Below are 18,292 nucleotides of genomic sequence, written 5' to 3'. Positions count from 1 at the left end.
CCGCCGGGCAGCCGGCGCGGCCGCGCGGTCAGCCTGCGTCGGGCTGCTTCTCCTGCTGCGTCGGCGCGAGGTGCCGCGGCGGTGTCGCCGCATCGTATCGGCCGAAGCCGTAGTGCTGGAAGATTCCGAACGCTGCCGGCGACCGGATGAACGCGAGCCATGCGCGCGCGGCTTCCGGATGCGGTGCGTCCTTCACCATCGCGCCCGCATAGATCGCAGTCGTATTCTGCTCGGCCGGAATGTCGATGTGCATCAGCGGATGCCCGACCTGTTCCTGGAACGCCGCCTCGGATTGCCACAGCACGCCCGCGTCCGCGCGCCCCTGCATCAGGAACAGCGCGGTTTCCCGATGGTGGATGTGCGTGAGCTCGGTCGTGCCGGCGCGCACCTTGTCGTCGTAGACGGTACGCGCGAGCGCGTTGCCGCCGGCCTTCACGAGCGACGCGCGGATCTGCCGCGCGACGCCTTCGAATGCAGGATTGGGCATCGCAAGCTGCACGTCGGGCCGCGCGAGGTCGTTCAGCGACGCGATGCGCTTCGGATTGCCGGCGCGCACCATGATCGTCAACTGGTTCGTCACGTAGGGCACGGCCGGGCCGACGAGCGTGCCGTCTGCGATCAAGCCGTCGATCTTGCCGAGCCCCGCGAAATACGCGTCCGGCTTGACCGTCCACGTCATGTTGCCGACGGTGATCGTGCCGCCCGCCTGGATCTGCTTCACGAGCAGGCCGGGCGGGATCGTCTCCCAGTAGATGCGGCCGCGATACTCGGGATGGTCTTCCTCGAACTTCGCGACGAGCGGCGCCATTGCGAAGAAATAGTTGCCGCCGACGAACAGCACGAGCTTCGGCGCGGTGAGGTCGCCGTGGAAATCGGCGAGCACGTCGACCTGCGGCACCGTGAATTCGAGGCCGCGATGCGTCGCGTCGTTGTTGCGGCCGTCCTGCCAGGGCGGGAAGACGTTCGCGGCGGGGCCGGCCGGCGCGGCGAGCGACAGCGCCGACGCGCAGCAGAGCCAGGCGGCCAGCACGGCGCGCAGCGTGCGCCGACGGCGGAGCAACGGTGACGGCGATTGCATGGAGATCGATGTCATCGCGGTGCTCATTTCGCGTACGTGAAGCCGGCCTGCTGCAGTTCGGGCAGCGTGCCGACCGCGCCCGGCGTGACGATTGCCGACGGGATCACGTGGTTGGTCAGGTCGGCCGCGAGCGCATCGAGCGGCAGCTTGTCGGGATTCGCGTTCGCGCCGTCGAGCCGCTCCGCCAGTTCCCAGATCGCGTTGTGGCACGACAGGAACACGACGCCGCGCTGCTGCAGCGCGGCGATGCTGTTGTCGTGCGACGAGAACGCGCCGTCAGGCGACTCGTGGTTTTGTGCGCCCTTCGATTGCGCGGCTTTCGCGTCGAGCAGCGTGTTGGCCGGAAAGGCGGCGCCGGCGAATTTCGCGAGGCCGTATTTGTCCCACGCGGCCTGGTCGAACAGCGCGAGATGCGCGCTGCCGTGCGTGGCCGATACGACGAGGAAATCCGGATGGCGGTACGACCAGATCTGCGCGTTCAGCGAATTGCGCATCAGGTTCAGCCACGGGCCGCCGAGCTCGGTGTTGTCCCACACCTGCTTCGGGCCGCCGCGGTAGCCGGTCAGTTCGGCGAGCGCCGCGTGATCCCACTGGTCGGGGCGTTCGAGGATCATCGGCACCGTCCTGAGGTCGCGCCGCCGCGGCGCGGCCGCGAGGCGGCGCGTGAGGTCGGCGAGGTGCGTGGCGCCGCCGGGCAGCAGCGCGCCGGTTTCGGGCGCGGCGGCGCGAGCGGGGCGCGCGGCGGCGAGCAGCGCGGTGCCGGCCGCGAGGCCGAGTGTCTTGAGCGCGCCTCGGCGCGCGTGCCGGTCGGACATGGGGTATCTCCCGGAATCGTTTTTGTGGGGGCGTGCCGCGTTGCGGTACGGCGCTGCGGCGTCGCGAATGCGTAGCCAGTCTAGCGGCGCGCGTCCGGTACGGAAAATCGCGGTATCGGATGGGAGATATTCGGGAGGCTGATGATTGGGCGGCCGGGGTTGGGGCGATCGGTGAAACGACCATCGGTTCGGTCATTGCACTCGGCTTCGGTCGGCGAGCCCGTCGTTGAGGGGCTTCCTGCGGACGGTTCCGGTTCCGGTTTTGATCGGCGAATCGATCGTCCTTTTGATACGGATGGCTGATTATCCGGAACGGGCTGCACAGGATCGACTTGTATAATCGCCTCCTGCGAATGCACACATGCCTTACCGAGAGAGAGAACGTTACTCATGAATTGGGACGATGCCCGCGTTTTTCTGGCCGTTCATCGCACCGGGACGCTGCGCGAGGCCGCGGCCGTTCTCGACGTCGATCAGGCCACCGTGGGGCGACGGTTGACCGCACTCGAGAAGGCGCTCGGTGCGAAGCTGTTTCTCAAGACATCGTCCGGTTATGTCGTGACGCAGGTCGGCGAGCATTCGCTGCAGGCCGCGGAAGCGATGGAGCAGGCGGCGTGCGAATTCGAGCGTCGCGTCCAGGGCTCGGACGATCGCCTCGAAGGCGAGGTCCGGGTCACGACGACCGATTCCCTCGCGATGGATTTCGTCGTTCCCGCGATACGGGAACTGCGCCGGAAATGTCCGGCGATACACGTGATCCTGACGACGTCGGTGCAGGTGCTCAACCTGACGCGACGCGATGCGGATCTCGCGATTCGCACCGTGATGCCGGAAAATCCCGACCTCGTGCGCCGGAAGCTCGCCGAATGGGAGGTCGGGCTGTTCGCGAGCCGTGAGTATCTGGATGCGCATGGCGAGCCCGCGATCGGAGCCGCGTTCGAAGGGCATGACCTGGTCGTCTACCAGCCCGGCACGACGTCGAACCAGGGGCACGCGCTGTGTGGCGAGTCGATGGAACGCGGGCGCATCGTGGCGCAGGTGAGTTCGAGCCTGATGCTGGCGGCGTCGATCCGCTCGGGTATCGGCATCGGCGAACTCCCCGCGTATATGGCGCAAGACGACGATTCGCTCGTGCGAATCTGGCCCGACCGGACGCGAGCCGTGCCGTATCAGGTCTGGCTCGTATCGCATACCGACCTGAACCGGACGGCGCGCGTTCGGGCGGTCACCGCGGAGATCGCGGCGACGTTCGACCGTTATCGATAGCGGCCGGGGCCTCGCCCGCGCAGGGCCACGGGCTCAACGGGGGAGCGTGTCGCGCATCGAGAGCGTGCGCCGCGCGGCACACCAGCGCGGCACGATCGCGATGCCCGCGACGATCGCGAAGAACGGGATGGCCGTCGCCAGCACGTGGCTTCCGGTGCCGAGCAGGCCGCCGGACACGGTGGCGGCGAGCGACGCACTGCCGATCTGGAAGAAGCCGACCAGCCCCGACGCCGTTGCCGCGCGCCCGTGTTCGCTCGCGATGGCGCCCGAGACCGCGAGCGACAGCGACGATCCATTCGACAGGCTGACGAGCACCATCGGCATCACGATCGCGACGACCCCTTTGACGTGCCACGATTCGCACAGGGCGAACGCCACGCCGCCGGCAACGAAGCAGCCCACGCCGGCCACGACGATCGAGTCGTAGGACATCCGGTCGAGCATGCGGCGCGCAATCAGGTTGGCGGAAACGATGCCGGCGGTCAGCGGCAGATAGAGCCAGCCGCTTTGCCGTTCCGAAAGACCGAGGCCGGAGAAGATGAACGGCGACTGCGTCAGGTAGACGAACCACGCGCAATAGATCGCGCAGACGACGAGCGTGTAGCGGATGAAGGCCCGGTCCGCGAGCACGCCGGTGAAGCCGGCCAGCGGTGCGGCGCGATGTTGCCCCGGTGCGACCGGCGGCCGGGTTTCCTTCAGGCGCAACTGAACGAGCGCGAGCGCGACGACGCCGAATGCGGCGACGAAAATGAAATCGCTTCGCCACCCGAACCACGCAGCCAGATATCCGCCGATTGCGGGGGCGATTGCCGGAGACAGCGACACGAGCGGATACACGATGCTGTAGATCTTCGCGGATGCGTTCTTGTCGCAGGTGTCGGCGATGATCGCGCGACCGATGACGAGGCCGGACGCCGCGCCGAGCGCTTCGAGCACGCGCCATCCGAGAAAGCTCGCGAAGCCGCCGGCGCTCGCGCAGCCGATCGAGCCAAGGATGTACAGGACGATGCCGGCCGTCAGCACGGGTTTGCGCCCCCATCGATCGGAGAGGGGGCCGTAGACCAGTTGCGCACAGGCGAGCGCGATCAGGTAAGCCGATACCGTCTGGGGCATCTGCCATGCGCCGATCGAAAACGCGCGGGCCATCGACGGCATCGCGGGCAGGTAGACGTCGGACGCGATCAGGCCGAAGGCGCTCAGCATGGAGACGACGAGGATGAGTGAGAGGTTGGACATGTTCGCAGGTGGTTGGAGCGGAGCGCTTGAGCGAATGGAGAGGTAGACGCGCATCGGGCCGCCGTGGAAAAAAGCCGGGGCGATCATACGGCGCGCGATGCGGTAAGGGAGCCGGCGGAATTGCATCGCACGGATGCATTTTTGCGGGCGGTGAAGCGAGTGCCGGGGAGGCGTGTGAATGGTGGCGTCGGGCGCCGCGCGGAACGGCAGTCAAGCGGAATCCGGCGCTGGTGTGGGCGGCAAGCAACGGGGTGATTCGCTGTCGTTCCTGCTTCGCCGGCGGATCGGACGATGTTCGGTCGCCGCGTTGTTGGTGGTTGTCCGGCACAACGCGCGCGGAGTCGCGGTGACCGCTTGCGAAGCGACAGGGATGCTTCACTTGGAGCAAGGGGCGAGCCGCTACGCGTCGCGAGCGGCTGCGAATGCGGGCGTGGTGCATGGGCCGCCGTGTTTGGGCCGGCCCATGCACGCATCAGATGATCGGAACGTCAGACCATCAGAACGACACCGTCGTCGTCAGCGTGACGAGCCGCGGCTCGCCGACCGCGACGATCAGGTTGCTGTTGCTCGACGGGTAGTAGGTCTTGTCGAGCAGGTTCTTCACGTTGAGCTGGAAGCGCGTCGGGAACTTGCCGATCGTCGTTTCGTAGGCCGCGAATGCATCGACGGTCACATAGCCGGGCAGCGTGAAGCTGTTCGCCGTGTCGCCGGAGCGTGCGCCGACGAGACGCGCGCCGCCGCCGAAGCGCCAGCGGCCGGGCAGATTCGCGATGGCCGTGTCGTACACGGCGAACAGGCTGCCCGTGTGGCGCGCGACGTTCGTGAGCGGGGTGTTGCTGTCGCGATCGGTCGCGTTCGTATACGCATAGCTGCCGATCACGCTCAGGTGGCGCGTGATCTGCCCGGCAACGTCGAGCTCGATCCCGCGCGAGCGCGCGGTGCCGATCGTCGACGTGATGTCGCCGACCGTGACCGCGACGTTGCGCTTGTCGATCTGGTAGACCGCGAGCGTGCCGGTGATCGCGGGCTTCAGGCTGAACTTCAGCCCGGCCTCGAGCACGCGGCCGTATTCCGGCGCGAGCGGCGCGGCGACGTTCGATGCGACGTTCGGCTTGAACGAGCGGCTCACGTTCGCGTAGGCGGTCAGCGCCGGCGTGAGCGCGTAGGCGAGCCCGAACTGCGGCAGCCAGACGCTGCCGCGCGAGCGGTCGGCAAACACGAACGGCCGGCCCATCCCCGATTCCTGCTGCCAGTTTTCCCAGCGCAGCCCGCCCACCGCGGTGAGGCGGTCGGTGATCTTCACCGAGTCCTGCACGATCGTCGAATACGCATGCACGACCGAGCGCGAATCGCTTTGCTTCGCGTTGGGCGTGCCGCCCGCCGCGAGCAGGCCGTACACGGGATCGTAGAGATTGAAGCCCGTCGTCGCCTTGCCGCGGATCGTGTCGCCGCGGAAGCTGCGCTGACGTTCGTATTCGCCGCCGATGTAGATCGCGTGGTTCATCCCGGCGAGCGTCACGTTGCCGAGCAGGCCGAGCGTCGCGATCTGGTCGGAGTCGTTGCGTCCGAGGTTCGCATCGGACGAGCGCGTCATCGCACCGGTCTTGCTGTTGAACGCGGTGGCGCGCGTGATGGTTTGGTCGTAGCGGTCGCGGCCCCAGCCGTAGGTCGCGCGCACGCGCCATGCGTCGGAGAAGCGGTGCTCGATGCGCGTACGCAGCGTTTCCTGGATGCCGCTGCTTTGCGACCATGCTTCTTCGTAGCGGCGATAGCGCAACGCATCGTCGAGCTGGCCGTTCACGAGCACGGTGCCGCGATCGAACGGCATCGTGTAGTCGACGTACTGATAGCTGACGTCGATCGACGTGTTCGCGTCGTGCCACGACAGCGCGGGTGCCATCAGCGCGTTGCGCTCGCGGCCGAAGCTGCGCCAGTAGCGGCTCGTGTCGTATTCGCCGGTCAGCCGGAACGCGAGCGTGCCGCCCGCGACCTGGCCCGGCTTGCCGAGCGGCCCCGTGAGATCGAACTGCGCGTTGCTGCCGCCGTGGCTCGTGCGCGATGCGGAGATCGAGCCGCCGAACGTGTCTTCCGGCTTGCGCGTGACGAGGTTGATCACGCCGCCGGGATCCTGCATCCCGTACAGCAGCGAAGCGGGGCCCTTCAGCACCTCGACGCGGTCGATCGTCGCGAGATAGCTGTGCAGCACCGGCGTGCGCACGCCGTCGACCAGCACGGAGCCGTCGTTGTTCGACCCGAAGCCGCGCTTGATGAACGCGTCGCGCGTGCCGCCGAGCGTGTTGGTTTGCGTCACGCCGCTGATGTTGCCGAGCACGTCGTCGAGCGAACGCGCCTGCTGGTCCTGCATCACGCTGCTGCTGACCACCGCGACCGATTGCGGAATCTCTTTCAACGGACGGTCGTTGCCGCCCGCGATGCTGCTGGTGCGCGGCTGGTAGCCGATGGTCGGGTCGACGGTCGACGATGCGTTGACGTTGATGGCGGGGAGTTCTTTCCCGGCCGGCGTTGCGGGTGCCGATGCAGTTGCACCGGCTTCGGTGTTGGCCGCATGCGCGCCGCTTGCGACGCAAAGGGTAATCAGGGCAGGCAGGCTCGAGCGCCACGGACGCGGGGTCCGGACGCGGCGGGGCGTTCGACGGGATGGCATGAATCGATACAGGAGGGAATGCTAAGGATCGTGTCGCGGGCCGCAGCGTTTCGTTACGGCCAAGGCGTGCATGATATATGTAATGATAATCATTTGCAATTGTAATGACATGATTGCCGGGGCTCGGGCGTCGGTTGCCGGGCTGGCGGCCGTCTGCTACCGTAGCGGCCAAAATCAGACGCAGTGAAATTCAACGAGAGAGCCGGGGGCCGCACCATGTCATCTTCCTGTCACGTCGCGTTCCGCGCGACGCCACGCACCGCGCACGACCACGCGGGCGATGAAGTGATCGCAGCCGTCATCCGCCATTCGAACGATTAAAGCAACGGAAGCGAGTTCATCCGGCGTTGCGCCGGGCTTCAATCACTTCAACCACCACGCTAGACGGGAGACCACCCATGAAGAAGATTTCCGCGCCGTTTGCGGCGGCCGCGCTTGCGGCCTGCGCGCTGCTGGCAGGCATTCACCAGGCTGCTTGCGCGGCTTCCGATGCCGACCCGGCGATCGACGCGCACTACGGCGCCGTGATCGAGGCCTACACGCAGGACGCGACCGCGGCGAAGTCGAAGTACGACGGCAAGCGCCTCGCGTTCGTCGGCGCCGTGATCCGGATGGGCAGCGATCCGGGCGGCACTTACTTTGGCGCGCTGACGGCCGATGGCGAGCAGTTCGATACGCATTTCGACGTGGCCGACCAGGATGCGCTGAAGCCGAAATTTCCCGGCGGCGAAATCAAGCCGTTCGTCACGTCGACGGCTTTCCGCTTCAGCTGCGTGAACGAAGGCTATATCGATGCGCCCGTGTTGCCGGGCCTGAAGCTGGCCCACTGCCGTCTCGCCAACTGACCGGCGCACGCGCATCCGGCGTTCAGAACTTCTGCTGGATGCCGGCCATCACGCCGAGCTGGTTCATCCCGGTGCCGACCGTCCCGCCCGCGGCGACCGCGTTCGCGGCCAGCGTGCTGTTGAACATGTAGCCCACCGACGTATAGACGGTCGTCCGCTTCGACAGGAAATAGTTCGCGCGGCCGACGAGCAGCGTCGCATTCGTGCCGCCTTCGCTGTTTTCCCGGCGTTGCAGGTAGCGGACGCCCTGAAGGTCGAGCGCGAGGTAGGGCGTCGCGTAGTACGTGCCGCCGGCGAACACGATATCGGCCTGCAGGTGCTCGGCCGCCGCGAGGTTGCGGCGGATCCACCCGGCGCCCAGTTTCGCGGGGCCGATCTTCACGTAGCCGGCGACGATGTCGCGCGTGTCGGTGTACGCCGGATTGTTCAGCGGCGCGAGCGCACCGCCGCCGCCGCGCATCACGTCGTGCGACGCGGCGAGCCCGAAATTGCTCGCGTCATAGGCGAGCATCGCCGTGTATTGGCGGCAAGCGACGATGTCGCCGGGCACCTGTCCGGCGCAGCCCGTCGCCGACGGCCCGGCCGGTCCGGCCGCGTCGCGGCCGAAGCTGTAGGTGGCGCCGAGCGTCACCCCGTGGAACGTGCCCTTGTAGCCGATCGCATTGTCGCTGCGCGCGTTCGGCAGATAGGAATCGAAATCCGCCATCGAGTGAATCGACGGGCCGATCACGTCCGCATTGGTCAGCACGATCATCGACATGTTCATCTGGCGGCCGAGGGTCAGCGCGCCGAACGGACTGTTCACGCCTACGTTCGCCTGTCGCCCGAACAGGCGCCCGCCGTAGTTCAGTGCGCCCGTGCCGGGCTGGAAGCCGTTCTCGAGCAAGAAGAAAGCCTGGTAGCCGCCGCCGAGATCCTCCGTGCCCCTCAACCCCCAGCGTGACGGCACTTCGCCGGTCAGTGTCGGCATACCCGTGAACGATCCGCCATGTGCGGCGTTGTTGTAGTAGGACACGCCGGTATCGATGATCCCGTACAGCGTGATGCTGCTTTGTGCGCAGGCCGGTCTGGCCAGCGCCAGCGTCAGTGCCATCGCCGTCGCGAGTGCGGCGCCCAGTTTCGTTTTCATGGCTGTCTCCAAACAGTATGTAGATATGCTTATCGATATTTTTATGACCCGAGCCGATCCGGGGTGCCGACGGGTATCGGCAAGGCTGCGGGCGTCGTGCGTTACGACATCGCCGGGTCGCGTTGCCTGCGCGGTGTCGCGGCGCGCGTACCCGCCACGGCGACGGCGATCGCCGCGCCGGCCATCGGCACGAGGAACGCGAGATACAGATGGGACACGGACCAGCCGTCGTCCAGCAGCGCACCGACCGTCATCGGCGACAGGATCGCGCCGAGGCGGCCGATGCCGACCGCGAGGCCGATGCCGGTCGTGCGGATTTCGGCGGGATACGGTGTCGGCGACAGGGCATACATGCCGGCCACGCATGCATTGATCACGGCGCCGAGGAATACCCCGACCGTCATCCCGATCCCGAGCGAGCCGGTGTTCGCGCCGAACACGACCATCAGTACGCCGCCGAGCAGCAGCGTCGCGCCGAGCAGGTTACGGAGGCCGAACCGTGTCGACAGCAGGCTGAAGAGCGACGCGCCCGCAATGCCGCCGAGATTGAGCAGCACGCCCCCGGTGACCCCCTGCGATGCCGACAACCCGGCCTGAACCAGCAGCTTCGGTGTCCAGCTCACGACGAAGTAGAAGCTGCCCATCACGAGAAAGAATGCGATCCACAGCGCGATCGTGCGGCGCGTCAGCGGCGCGCGCAGCACGGCCGTCCAGCTCGACGTGGCGTTCGGCGAGCCGATGGACGCGGTCGCCGCCGGCAGCATGTCGATCGGCGCGCGCTTCATTCTCGCGAGGATGCGGTTGATTTTCTGCAGCGCGTTGTCCGGACGTCGAGCCAGCAGGAAGTCGAGCGATTCCGGCAGCAGCGCGAGCACCATCGGGATCGACAGCAAGGTCAGGATGCCGCCGAACGCGAACACGCTGCGCCATCCCCACGTCGACAGCAGGTAGCCGGCGATGACGCCGCCGCCGGTCGCGCCGATCGCGTAGCCGGTCGACTGCATGCCGATCGCGGCGCTGCGCCATTTGTTCGATGCGTATTCGCCGCTGATGACGGTCAGGCTCGCCAGCATGCCGCCGATGCCGAGCCCCGTATACGCACGCGTGACGGCAAGTTGAAGCGTGCTGTGCGTGGCCGCGCAGGCCAGCATCCCGGTCGAGATCACCGCGAGGCAGAGCAGGATGATGCGGCGGCGGCCGACGCGGTCGGCGAGCGGCGCGATCAGCACCGAGCCGATGCCCATGCCCGCCAGCCCGGCGCTCAGCAGCAGGCCGATTTCCTTGCCGCTCAGTTTCCACTCGGCCGCCAGGTGCGGCGCGGCGAACGCGATGGCCAGCACGTCGAAGCCGTCGAGCATGTTCAGCACGACGCAGGCGGTGACCGCCATCGTCTGGAACGTGCTCATCGGGGATTCATCGATCGTATTGCGGATGTTTGCGCTCACGTCAAAGATCCTTGTAAATAGTATGACTAATTAAATGGGATGAAATCGAAGCCGGTGATGGCGAATGGGACGAAAGCGATTGAACGGGCCGACGGGGCATCCCGCGAGCGCCCGTCGCGACCGGCGGGTGTTGTCGGCGGGGCGGCGCGATGCTTAAGCGGGTTCGAGCAGCAGCCGCTCGATCACGCGCCGCGCGCGATTGGGGCCCGCGTCGACGTGAATGTCGATCTGGCGGCCGCCGGGGAACCGCAGCTGGTTCCGGTACTGCGCTTCGATCACGGTCTTGTCCTCGTCGAACGTCGCCGCGGATTGCTCGATGACCGTTTGCGCGACGCGCTCGACGTCGTGTTGCGGATTGGTCGCGACGGTCCAGAAGTAGTGCGTCGTCGTTTCCGTCTCGGGCGTGATGCCGTGGAAGCCGCGCATGTGAAAGCCGCCGCGTGCCGGATCGTGCAGATCGCCGGTGCCGGCGTCCATCGCGCCCGTCCAGATCCGGATGTGCGACACGTGGAATTCGATTTCCTGCCAGCGATCGACGCGGCCCGCGAACGGCCACGCGGCGGTATAGGTTGGCGGCGGGGCGGAATCCGGCATCCGGCGAACCAGCGTCACGGTATCGCCGTCGCTGCTGACGCGGGTTTCCGCACCCATGTGCAGCGCCGCGTTGCCGCCGATCGTTTTCAGATGGACATAGCCGAGGTGGCTCAGGTCCATCAGGTTGTCGTGAATCAGTTGATACGGTGCGTCGTAGTGGTAGTGGCCGCCGCCGAACCGGTATTGCGGATCGGCATGGAACGCATAGCGTGGCGGCGCGCTTGTCGGTTGAGCGTGCGCGTCGGCGCCGATCCAGATCCACACGATGGCGTCCTGTTCCCGTACCGGATACGACGACACGCACGCCTTCGCCGGAATCCGGTCCTGGCCGGGAATCTCCACGCACGTGCCGTCTCGGTCGAACAACAGGCCGTGATAGCCGCAGCGCAGGCCGCGCGATTCGAGCGAGCCGCACGACAACGGCAGCGACTTGTGGCAGCAGCGATCCTCCAGCGCGCCGACTTCCCCGGACGGCAACCGGAACAGGACGACCGGGCGGCCGAGGAGCGTGCGGGCGACGGGTTTGTCCGTCAGTTCGGATGACAGCGCGGCGACCCACCATCGGTCGACCGGGAACTGAGTAGTATTGATCGGTGCCCGGGCATGTTGCTCCATTGATCGTCTCCAGTATTGTGGTTGGCCGCCGCGAGTCGTGCGGTCCGTCTACCGATTTGCAGACCTACAGATCGAGGACCAGCAGGTCGCTTCGCGATCGCGAGCAGCACGGCATGAACTGGTCGCCGGCTGCCTGTTCCGCTTCCGTCAGATACGAGTCGCGATGATCGGGCTCGCCTTCGAGCACACGCGTCGCGCAGGTGCCGCATACGCCTTGCTCGCACGACGTCAGCACGTCGACGCCGTTCGCCGCCAGCGCCGCGATGACCGTGCATTCGGCCGGCACGTCGATCACCCTGCCGCTGCTCGCGATCCGAACCTGGAACGCACGGTCCGCGCCGGACGACGCAACCGCGCCGCCGAAGAACTCGTAGTGCAGCCGCGCTTCGGCCCAGTTGCGCTCGCGCGCGGCGTTCAGCACTGCGTCCATGAAGCCGCGCGGGCCGCATACGTACAGGTGCGTGCCGGCGGGCGCGGCGGCGAGCACGGCGGCGAGGTCGAAGCGTTGCCCAGGGGCGCCGTCGTCGACGTGGAGGCGGGCGCGATCGTGAAACCCGGCCGCGTTGATCCGCTCGACGAAGGCCATGCGATCGGTCGAGCGTGCGCAGTAGTGCATGTCGAACGGCATGCCGGACGAGAACAGCCGTTCCGCCATGCTGAGGATCGGCGTGACGCCGATCCCGCCCGCGAGCAACAGGTGGTGCGGGGCGTCGGGGGCAAGCGGAAACTGGTTGCGCGGCATGCCGATCCGCACGGTATCGCCCTGCCGGACTTCGTCGTGGATCGCGCGCGACCCGCCGCGGCCATCAGCATCGCGCAGCACGGCGATCTGATAACGATCGGCGTGTTCCGGGTGATTGCACAGCGAGTACTGGCGCACGAGCCCGCCCGGCAAATGCACGTCGATATGGGCGCCGGCTTCAAAGCCCGGCAACGGCGAACCGTCGTCGCTGACGAATTCGAAACCGCAGATGTCGCGCGCTTCCTGCCACTTGCGGGCCACCCGGACCGTCAATGTCGCGGCGCTCATGACGCCTCCTTGATCTGCGCGACCGGAATCACGGGCCGCTGCGGGCTCGCCGCGTTTTCTTCGGCGAGCAGTCGTTCGATCACCTTGCGCGACAGCACGCCGCCGGCGTCGATGTTGAGTTTGAGCAGCTTGCGGTCCGGCCACTGCTCGAGGTTGAGCTGCTGGCGTTCGAGCATCTCGAGATCCTCGGCGAAGATCTTGCCCTGGCCTTCGCGGATCTCGGCGGTCAGCGCGTGATCGTCGGGCCGGAAGTTGCGCGCCATGCCCCAGAAATACCAGATCGAGGTGTCCGTCTCGGGCGTGATGAAGTCGACCACGATCGACGACGCCTTCAACTCGGCCGGCGCGTCGTAGCCGCCGTGGCCCGCATGGGCGACGCCCACTTCGATCATCACGTGGCTCGGCGGCGTGAAGCGGCAGATCTGCCAGCGGTCGACCGGCACGTCGTCGGCGAGCCCGTTGCCGCGCAGCGCCATCCGCCAGAACGGCGGCGGCATCACGTTCTCCATGAAGCGGCTCGTGACGACTTCGTCGCCGCGGCTGACCGTCTTCGGCGGCGCTTCGTCGATTTCCTTCTGGCCGATGCTCGACGCATGCACGTAGGTTTCGTGCGTGAGGTCCATCAGGTTGTCGATCATCAGCCGGTAATCGCAACGGATGTGATAGAGGCCGCCACCGTGCGCCCAGGCCGGGTCTTCAGCCCAGGCCAGCGCGGGCAGTTTGGCGGGATCGGCTTCCGACGCATTGCCGGGCCACACCCAGACGAATCCGTACCGCTCGATCACCGGGAAGCTGCGAATCGGCGGGAAGCCGCCGACGCGCTGGCCCGGCATGCCGGACGCCTTGCCGTCGCAGCCCATTTCCAGCCCGTGATAACCGCACACGAGCACGCCGTCGCGCACGAATCCCAGCGACAGCGGCGCGCCGCGGTGCGGGCAGAAGTCCTCGAGCGCGGCGACCCGGCCGTCCGCCGCGCGGTAAAACACCATCGACTCGTTGCAGATCTTGCGGCCCAGCGGCTTGCCGTCGATTTCATCGGGCGTGCATGCCACATACCAAGCGTTCTTGAGAAACACGTTCGTCGTCTCCTTCGGGGCGGTGCCGCTGACACGCGGCAGTTCTTCATTCCGTGTACTGAATGAGATTCAGTGTACGCATTGAGATTGGCCGGGGCAAGGCGAGCGGTATACTGGTTTTCCCGCGAAATGGCGCGAGGCAGCGCCATGCCGTCGGCGCGCGCAACCGGTGCGCGCCGCCTATGTCATCGACTCATTCATGGAAAAAACGAATCCCGCCGACGCGCCGGCTTTCCCGCTCGACCTGTACGACGAGCCGGGGCACCTGATCCGGCGCGCGCACCAGATTGCCGTCGCGATGTTCTACGAGAAGCTGGGCCGGGACGTGACGCCGGTGCAGTACGCCGTCCTGCGGATGCTCTACGAGTGTCCGGGGCTCGATCAGGTGACGCTGGCGCAGCGGGTGGCGCTCGACACGTCGACGACGGCCGACCTCGCGGTCCGGCTCGAAGCGAAAGGATTGATCGTTCGCGAAGTGCTGCCGCGGCGTCAGCGGCGCCTGCTGCTGACACCGACGGGCGTCGAACTGCTCACGCGCCTGATTCCGTCAGTGCAGGAGCTGCGTGCCGGCCTGTTCGACGGGATGGGCGAGGAAGATTCGCAGGAACTCGTACGCCTGTTGCGCAAGTTCGTTCATTTGAATAACGAGCAGAGCCGCGCGCCGCTGCGCGTCGGCGAAGATTCGTAGCGGTCGGTTACGCGCGGCGCACGATGCGACGTGCGCCGGGCCGCGCCCTTGCGTCACGGGCGTGACGCTTCCCCTTCCAGCCGGCGCACGGCTTCCGCCACTTCATTCCTGAACCGCACGAGCGCCGCCTGTTCCGGCGCCGGCGGCTGCACGGCGGCCCACAGCATGTCGACGAGCTGCGTGGCCGTCGTTTCCGTGTCGAGCTTGCGGTGCCCGAGGATCGCATCCCACAGCACGTGCTCGATCGGCCCGAACACCATCGAGCGCAGCAGGCTCAGCGGCAGGTCGGTACGTACCTGCCCGGCTGCCTGGCCGCGCGCGAGCACGTCCATCAGCGGCGCGGTGTAGCGGCGCTGCAGCGCGGTGAGTTCGTCGCTCAGCGCATGCTGCTTCGCGCGGCCTTCCGACAGCACCAGCGCGCACAGCCCCGTGCCGTTCACCAGCATCAGCCGCAGGTGGGTGCGCACGATGAACGCGAACTGCTGCTGCACCGACGCATCCTGCGGCATCCCCTGTTCGAACGCGGCGATGTTTTCGTCGTACCAATCCGCGATGACGCGCGCGCACAGCTCGCGCTTGCCGCGGAAGTAACTGAACACCGTCGCCTCCGATACGCCCACGCGCTGCGCGATCTCGGCGGCCGTCGCATGCTCGTAACCCTTTTCGGCGAACACTTCCCGGCCGGCGCGCAGAATGTCCTGCACGCGTTGCTGGGATTTGCGCCCGGCGGGCGCGCGCGACGTGTCGGCGCGATCGGCTTTGACGGTGGCGGTCATGGTGTCGGCGGTAGCGGCTGTCATCTCGGCATGATATCTGAGTGTCACTCAAAAAACTATTGACGCCGAACCCGGCGAGGCGCGAAACTGTGCAAAATTTACGCTGTATTGGTCAATGAATCGGTGCATTCATTCGATTTGAGCGAAACTCAGAAATTAGTGGATGCCACACACTTTCTGGAGACGGAGGAGACATGATCAACCTGCCCGGTGTGCAATTCATGCTCGGTGAAGACATCGAGATGCTGCGCGACGCCGTCGCGACGTTCGCGGCGAAGGAAATCACGCCGCGCGCGGCGGAGGTCGACCGCACCGACCAGTTTCCGATGGATCTGTGGAAGAAGTTCGGCGATCTCGGCGTGCTGGGCATGACGGTGGCCGAGGAATACGGCGGCGCGAACATGGGCTACACCGCGCACATGATCGCGATGGAGGAGATCTCGCGCGCCTCGGCGTCGATCGGCCTGTCGTACGGCGCGCACTCGAACCTGTGCGTGAACCAGATCCACCGCAACGGCACCGAGGCTCAAAAGCAGAAATACCTGCCGAAGCTCGTGTCGGGCGAACACATCGGCGCGCTCGCGATGAGCGAGCCGAATGCCGGCTCGGACGTCGTCAGCATGAAGCTGCGCGCCGACAAGCGCGGCGATCGCTACGTGCTGAACGGCACGAAGATGTGGATCACCAACGGCCCCGATTGCGACACGCTGGTCGTCTACGCGAAGACCGACCTCGAAGCCGGCCCGCGCGGCATTACCGCGTTCATCGTCGAGAAGGGGATGAAGGGCTTCTCGGTCGCGCAGAAGCTCGACAAGCTCGGCATGCGCGGCTCGCACACGGGCGAGCTGGTGTTCCAGGACGTCGAAGTGCCGGAGGAAAACATCCTCGGCCAGCTCAACGGCGGCGTGAAGGTGCTGATGAGCGGCCTCGACTACGAGCGCGCCGTGCTGTCGGGCGGCCCGACGGGCATCATGGCCGCGTGTCTCGACGCGGTGGTGCCGTACATCCACGACCGCAAGCAGTTCGGCCAGGCGATCGGCGAATTCCAGCTGATCCAGGGCAAGGTCGCCGACATGTACACCACGTTCCAGGCGTGCCGCGCGTATCTGTACGCGGTCGGCCGCCACCTCGATTCGGCCGGCAGCGACCACATCCGCCAGGTGCGCAAGGACTGCGCAGGCGTGATCCTCTATACGGCCGAGAAGGCGACGTGGATGGCCGGCGAGGCGATCCAGATCCTCGGCGGCAACGGCTACATCAACGAATACCCGGTCGGCCGCCTGTGGCGCGATGCGAAGCTGTACGAGATCGGCGCCGGCACGAGCGAGATCCGCCGGATGCTGATCGGCCGCGAGCTGTTCGCGGAAACGATGTAACGCCCCACGTCACGCGAACGGAGCCCCGTCGATGCCGATCATCGAATCGAAACTGAACCCGCGCTCGGAAGACTTCCGCGCGAATGCCGCCGCGCTCGAGGCGGTCGTCGCCGATCTGCGCGCGAAGATCGAACAGCTCGCGCAGGGCGGCGGCCAGGCCGCGCGCGACAAGCACCTGGCGCGCGGCAAGCTGCTGCCGCGCGACCGCATCGCGCAACTGCTCGATCCGGGTGCGCCGTTCCTCGAGTTCTCGCAGCTCGCGGCGAACGGCATGTACAACGACGACGCACCGGGCGCGGGCGTCATCACCGGGATCGGCCGGATCGCCGGCCGCGAGTGCGTGATCGTGTGCAACGACGCGACGGTCAAGGGCGGCACCTATTACCCGGTCACCGTGAAGAAGCACGTGCGCGCGCAGGAGATCGCCGCGGAAAACCGGCTGCCGTGCGTGTACCTCGTCGATTCGGGCGGTGCGAACCTGCCGAACCAGGACGACGTGTTTCCCGACCGCGACCACTTCGGCCGCATCTTCTTCAACCAGGCGACGATGTCGGCCGCGGGGATCGCGCAGATCGCCGTCGTGATGGGCTCGTGCACGGCGGGCGGCGCGTACGTGCCGGCGATGAGCGACGAGTCGATCATCGTGAAGGAGCAAGGCACGATTTTCCTGGGCGGCCCGCCGCTCGTGAAGGCCGCGACCGGCGAGGAAGTGAGCGCCGAGGATCTCGGCGGCGGCGACGTGCATACGCGCCTGTCGGGCGTGGCCGACCATCTCGCGCAGAACGACGCGCATGCGCTGTCGATCGCGCGCAACATCGTCGATCATCTCGCGCCGAAGATCGCGGCGCCGGTCGCGCTGCGCGAGCCGAAGCCGCCGCGCTACGACGCGAAGAGCCTGTACGGCGTGATCCCGGTCGATACGCGCAAGCCGTTCGACGTGCGCGAGGTGATCGCGCGCATCGTCGACGATTCGGAGTTCGACGAATTCAAGGCGCGCTACGGCACGACGCTCGTTACCGGTTTCGCGCACATCTGGGGCCACCCGGTCGGGATCGTCGCGAACAACGGCATCCTGTTCTCCGAATCGGCGGTGAAGGGCGCGCATTTCATCGAGCTGTGCTGCCAGCGCAAGATTCCGCTCGTGTTCCTGCAGAACATCACGGGCTTCATGGTCGGCCGCAAGTATGAGAACGAAGGCATCGCGCGGCACGGCGCGAAGATGGTGACCGCCGTGTCGAACGCGAAGGTGCCGAAGTTCACGGTGATCATCGGCGGCTCGTTCGGCGCCGGCAACTACGGGATGTGCGGCCGCGCATTCGGCCCGCGCTTCCTGTGGATGTGGCCGAACGCGCGGATCTCGGTGATGGGTGGCGAGCAGGCCGCGTCGGTGCTCGCGACGGTGCGCCGCGACGGCATCGAGGCGAAGGGCGGTTCGTGGTCCGCCGAGGAAGAGGACGCGTTCAAGCAGCCGATCCGCGACCAGTACGAGCGCCAGGGCCATCCGTATTACGCGAGCGCGCGGCTGTGGGACGACGGCGTGATCGACCCGGCGCAGACGCGCGACGTGCTCGGGCTCGGCCTGGCCGCATCGATGAACGCGCCGATCGAAGACACGCGCTTCGGCGTGTTCCGCATGTAACGGCCGGGAGGGCTGACCG

General features: G+C 66.9%; 15 protein-coding genes. 5 read left to right on the top strand and 10 right to left on the bottom strand.

Features of this window, described 5'->3' with window-relative positions; all coding sequences use genetic code 11:
• Positions 1 to 28 precede the first annotated feature (28 nt).
• A complete protein-coding gene (locus ACTJLD_RS14560) occupies positions 29 to 1,093 on the bottom strand; it encodes a substrate-binding domain-containing protein (RefSeq protein WP_440659110.1) in 1,065 nt (354 codons plus the stop codon).
• 8 nt (positions 1,094 to 1,101) lie between these two features.
• Complete coding sequence (gene tetH, locus ACTJLD_RS14555; RefSeq protein ID WP_124673829.1) at positions 1,102 to 1,893, bottom strand: thiosulfate dehydrogenase; 792 nt, start codon at positions 1,891 to 1,893, stop codon at positions 1,102 to 1,104.
• A gap of 390 nt (positions 1,894 to 2,283) precedes the next feature.
• Here tetH and ACTJLD_RS14550 point away from each other — a divergent pair, with 390 nt between their 5' ends.
• Positions 2,284 to 3,159 (top strand): LysR family transcriptional regulator, encoded by an 876-nt coding sequence (locus ACTJLD_RS14550; protein ID WP_059697083.1) that lies wholly within the window; start codon positions 2,284 to 2,286, stop codon positions 3,157 to 3,159.
• A gap of 33 nt (positions 3,160 to 3,192) precedes the next feature.
• Here the strand turns inward: ACTJLD_RS14550 and ACTJLD_RS14545 are convergent, their stop codons facing one another.
• A complete protein-coding gene (locus ACTJLD_RS14545) occupies positions 3,193 to 4,395 on the bottom strand; it encodes a multidrug effflux MFS transporter (protein ID WP_226156795.1) in 1,203 nt (400 codons plus the stop codon).
• 496 nt (positions 4,396 to 4,891) lie between these two features.
• Entirely contained in the window at positions 4,892 to 7,060 is a 2,169-nt protein-coding gene (locus tag ACTJLD_RS14540; RefSeq protein ID WP_440659108.1) for a TonB-dependent siderophore receptor, read from the bottom strand.
• Positions 7,061 to 7,458: 398 nt separating this feature from the next.
• Here ACTJLD_RS14540 and ACTJLD_RS14535 point away from each other — a divergent pair, with 398 nt between their 5' ends.
• A complete protein-coding gene (locus ACTJLD_RS14535; protein WP_027790570.1) occupies positions 7,459 to 7,905 on the top strand; it encodes a hypothetical protein in 447 nt (148 codons plus the stop codon).
• 22 nt (positions 7,906 to 7,927) lie between these two features.
• Here the strand turns inward: ACTJLD_RS14535 and ACTJLD_RS14530 are convergent, their stop codons facing one another.
• From ACTJLD_RS14530 to ACTJLD_RS14510, 5 genes are all read right to left on the bottom strand, one after another.
• Positions 7,928 to 9,034, bottom strand: coding sequence for a porin (locus tag ACTJLD_RS14530; RefSeq protein ID WP_440659107.1), 1,107 nt, complete (start codon positions 9,032 to 9,034; stop codon positions 7,928 to 7,930).
• 101 nt (positions 9,035 to 9,135) lie between these two features.
• Positions 9,136 to 10,479 carry an MFS transporter gene (locus ACTJLD_RS14525; protein ID WP_440659105.1) on the bottom strand — a complete coding sequence of 448 codons (1,344 nt, stop codon included), beginning with the start codon at positions 10,477 to 10,479 and terminating at the stop codon, positions 9,136 to 9,138.
• 153 nt (positions 10,480 to 10,632) lie between these two features.
• A complete protein-coding gene (locus ACTJLD_RS14520) occupies positions 10,633 to 11,688 on the bottom strand; it encodes a Rieske 2Fe-2S domain-containing protein (protein WP_440659104.1) in 1,056 nt (351 codons plus the stop codon).
• Positions 11,689 to 11,752: 64 nt separating this feature from the next.
• Complete coding sequence (locus tag ACTJLD_RS14515; RefSeq protein WP_440659103.1) at positions 11,753 to 12,718, bottom strand: PDR/VanB family oxidoreductase; 966 nt, start codon at positions 12,716 to 12,718, stop codon at positions 11,753 to 11,755.
• Entirely contained in the window at positions 12,715 to 13,794 is a 1,080-nt protein-coding gene (locus tag ACTJLD_RS14510) for an aromatic ring-hydroxylating dioxygenase subunit alpha (protein ID WP_027790575.1), read from the bottom strand. Before ACTJLD_RS14510 ends, ACTJLD_RS14515 begins: the two co-directional genes overlap by 4 nt.
• A 199-nt stretch (positions 13,795 to 13,993) precedes the next feature.
• Between ACTJLD_RS14510 and ACTJLD_RS14505 the strand changes: the two genes are divergently transcribed.
• Positions 13,994 to 14,482: a MarR family winged helix-turn-helix transcriptional regulator gene (locus ACTJLD_RS14505; RefSeq protein ID WP_021163015.1), complete on the top strand. Its 489-nt coding sequence runs from the start codon at positions 13,994 to 13,996 to the stop codon at positions 14,480 to 14,482.
• Between the two features lie 53 nt (positions 14,483 to 14,535).
• On the opposite strand, the gene ACTJLD_RS14500 is transcribed toward ACTJLD_RS14505, so the two are convergent.
• Positions 14,536 to 15,282, bottom strand: coding sequence for a TetR/AcrR family transcriptional regulator (locus tag ACTJLD_RS14500; RefSeq protein WP_060083262.1), 747 nt, complete (start codon positions 15,280 to 15,282; stop codon positions 14,536 to 14,538).
• 170 nt (positions 15,283 to 15,452) lie between these two features.
• Between ACTJLD_RS14500 and ACTJLD_RS14495 the strand changes: the two genes are divergently transcribed.
• Both ACTJLD_RS14495 and ACTJLD_RS14490 read left to right on the top strand, forming a co-directional pair.
• Positions 15,453 to 16,634: an isovaleryl-CoA dehydrogenase gene (locus ACTJLD_RS14495; protein WP_440659101.1), complete on the top strand. Its 1,182-nt coding sequence runs from the start codon at positions 15,453 to 15,455 to the stop codon at positions 16,632 to 16,634.
• A gap of 31 nt (positions 16,635 to 16,665) precedes the next feature.
• Positions 16,666 to 18,273: a carboxyl transferase domain-containing protein gene (locus tag ACTJLD_RS14490; RefSeq protein ID WP_226255133.1), complete on the top strand. Its 1,608-nt coding sequence runs from the start codon at positions 16,666 to 16,668 to the stop codon at positions 18,271 to 18,273.
• Positions 18,274 to 18,292: the final 19 nt, after the last annotated feature.

The organism is Burkholderia sp. 22088 (genome assembly GCF_052045915.1).
In the GTDB taxonomy this organism is placed as follows: domain Bacteria; phylum Pseudomonadota; class Gammaproteobacteria; order Burkholderiales; family Burkholderiaceae; genus Burkholderia; species Burkholderia cepacia.
This window is presented reverse-complemented; position numbering and strand designations above follow the sequence as displayed.

What these genes read in the sequence shown, in the direction of transcription:
- ACTJLD_RS14505 (WP_021163015.1), top strand. Translation starts at nt 13,994, where the DNA reads ATGGAAAAAACGAATCCCGCCGACGCGCCGGCTTTCCCGCTCGACCTG.
- ACTJLD_RS14500 (WP_060083262.1), bottom strand. Translation starts at nt 15,282, where the DNA reads ATGACAGCCGCTACCGCCGACACCATGACCGCCACCGTCAAAGCCGAT.
- ACTJLD_RS14545 (WP_226156795.1), bottom strand. Translation starts at nt 4,395, where the DNA reads ATGTCCAACCTCTCACTCATCCTCGTCGTCTCCATGCTGAGCGCCTTC.
- ACTJLD_RS14490 (WP_226255133.1), top strand. Translation starts at nt 16,666, where the DNA reads ATGCCGATCATCGAATCGAAACTGAACCCGCGCTCGGAAGACTTCCGC.
- ACTJLD_RS14515 (WP_440659103.1), bottom strand. Translation starts at nt 12,718, where the DNA reads ATGAGCGCCGCGACATTGACGGTCCGGGTGGCCCGCAAGTGGCAGGAA.
- ACTJLD_RS14530 (WP_440659107.1), bottom strand. Translation starts at nt 9,034, where the DNA reads ATGAAAACGAAACTGGGCGCCGCACTCGCGACGGCGATGGCACTGACG.
- ACTJLD_RS14540 (WP_440659108.1), bottom strand. Translation starts at nt 7,060, where the DNA reads ATGCCATCCCGTCGAACGCCCCGCCGCGTCCGGACCCCGCGTCCGTGG.
- tetH (WP_124673829.1), bottom strand. Translation starts at nt 1,893, where the DNA reads ATGTCCGACCGGCACGCGCGCCGAGGCGCGCTCAAGACACTCGGCCTC.
- ACTJLD_RS14550 (WP_059697083.1), top strand. Translation starts at nt 2,284, where the DNA reads ATGAATTGGGACGATGCCCGCGTTTTTCTGGCCGTTCATCGCACCGGG.
- ACTJLD_RS14495 (WP_440659101.1), top strand. Translation starts at nt 15,453, where the DNA reads ATGATCAACCTGCCCGGTGTGCAATTCATGCTCGGTGAAGACATCGAG.
- ACTJLD_RS14560 (WP_440659110.1), bottom strand. Translation starts at nt 1,093, where the DNA reads ATGACATCGATCTCCATGCAATCGCCGTCACCGTTGCTCCGCCGTCGG.
- ACTJLD_RS14520 (WP_440659104.1), bottom strand. Translation starts at nt 11,688, where the DNA reads ATGGAGCAACATGCCCGGGCACCGATCAATACTACTCAGTTCCCGGTC.
- ACTJLD_RS14535 (WP_027790570.1), top strand. Translation starts at nt 7,459, where the DNA reads ATGAAGAAGATTTCCGCGCCGTTTGCGGCGGCCGCGCTTGCGGCCTGC.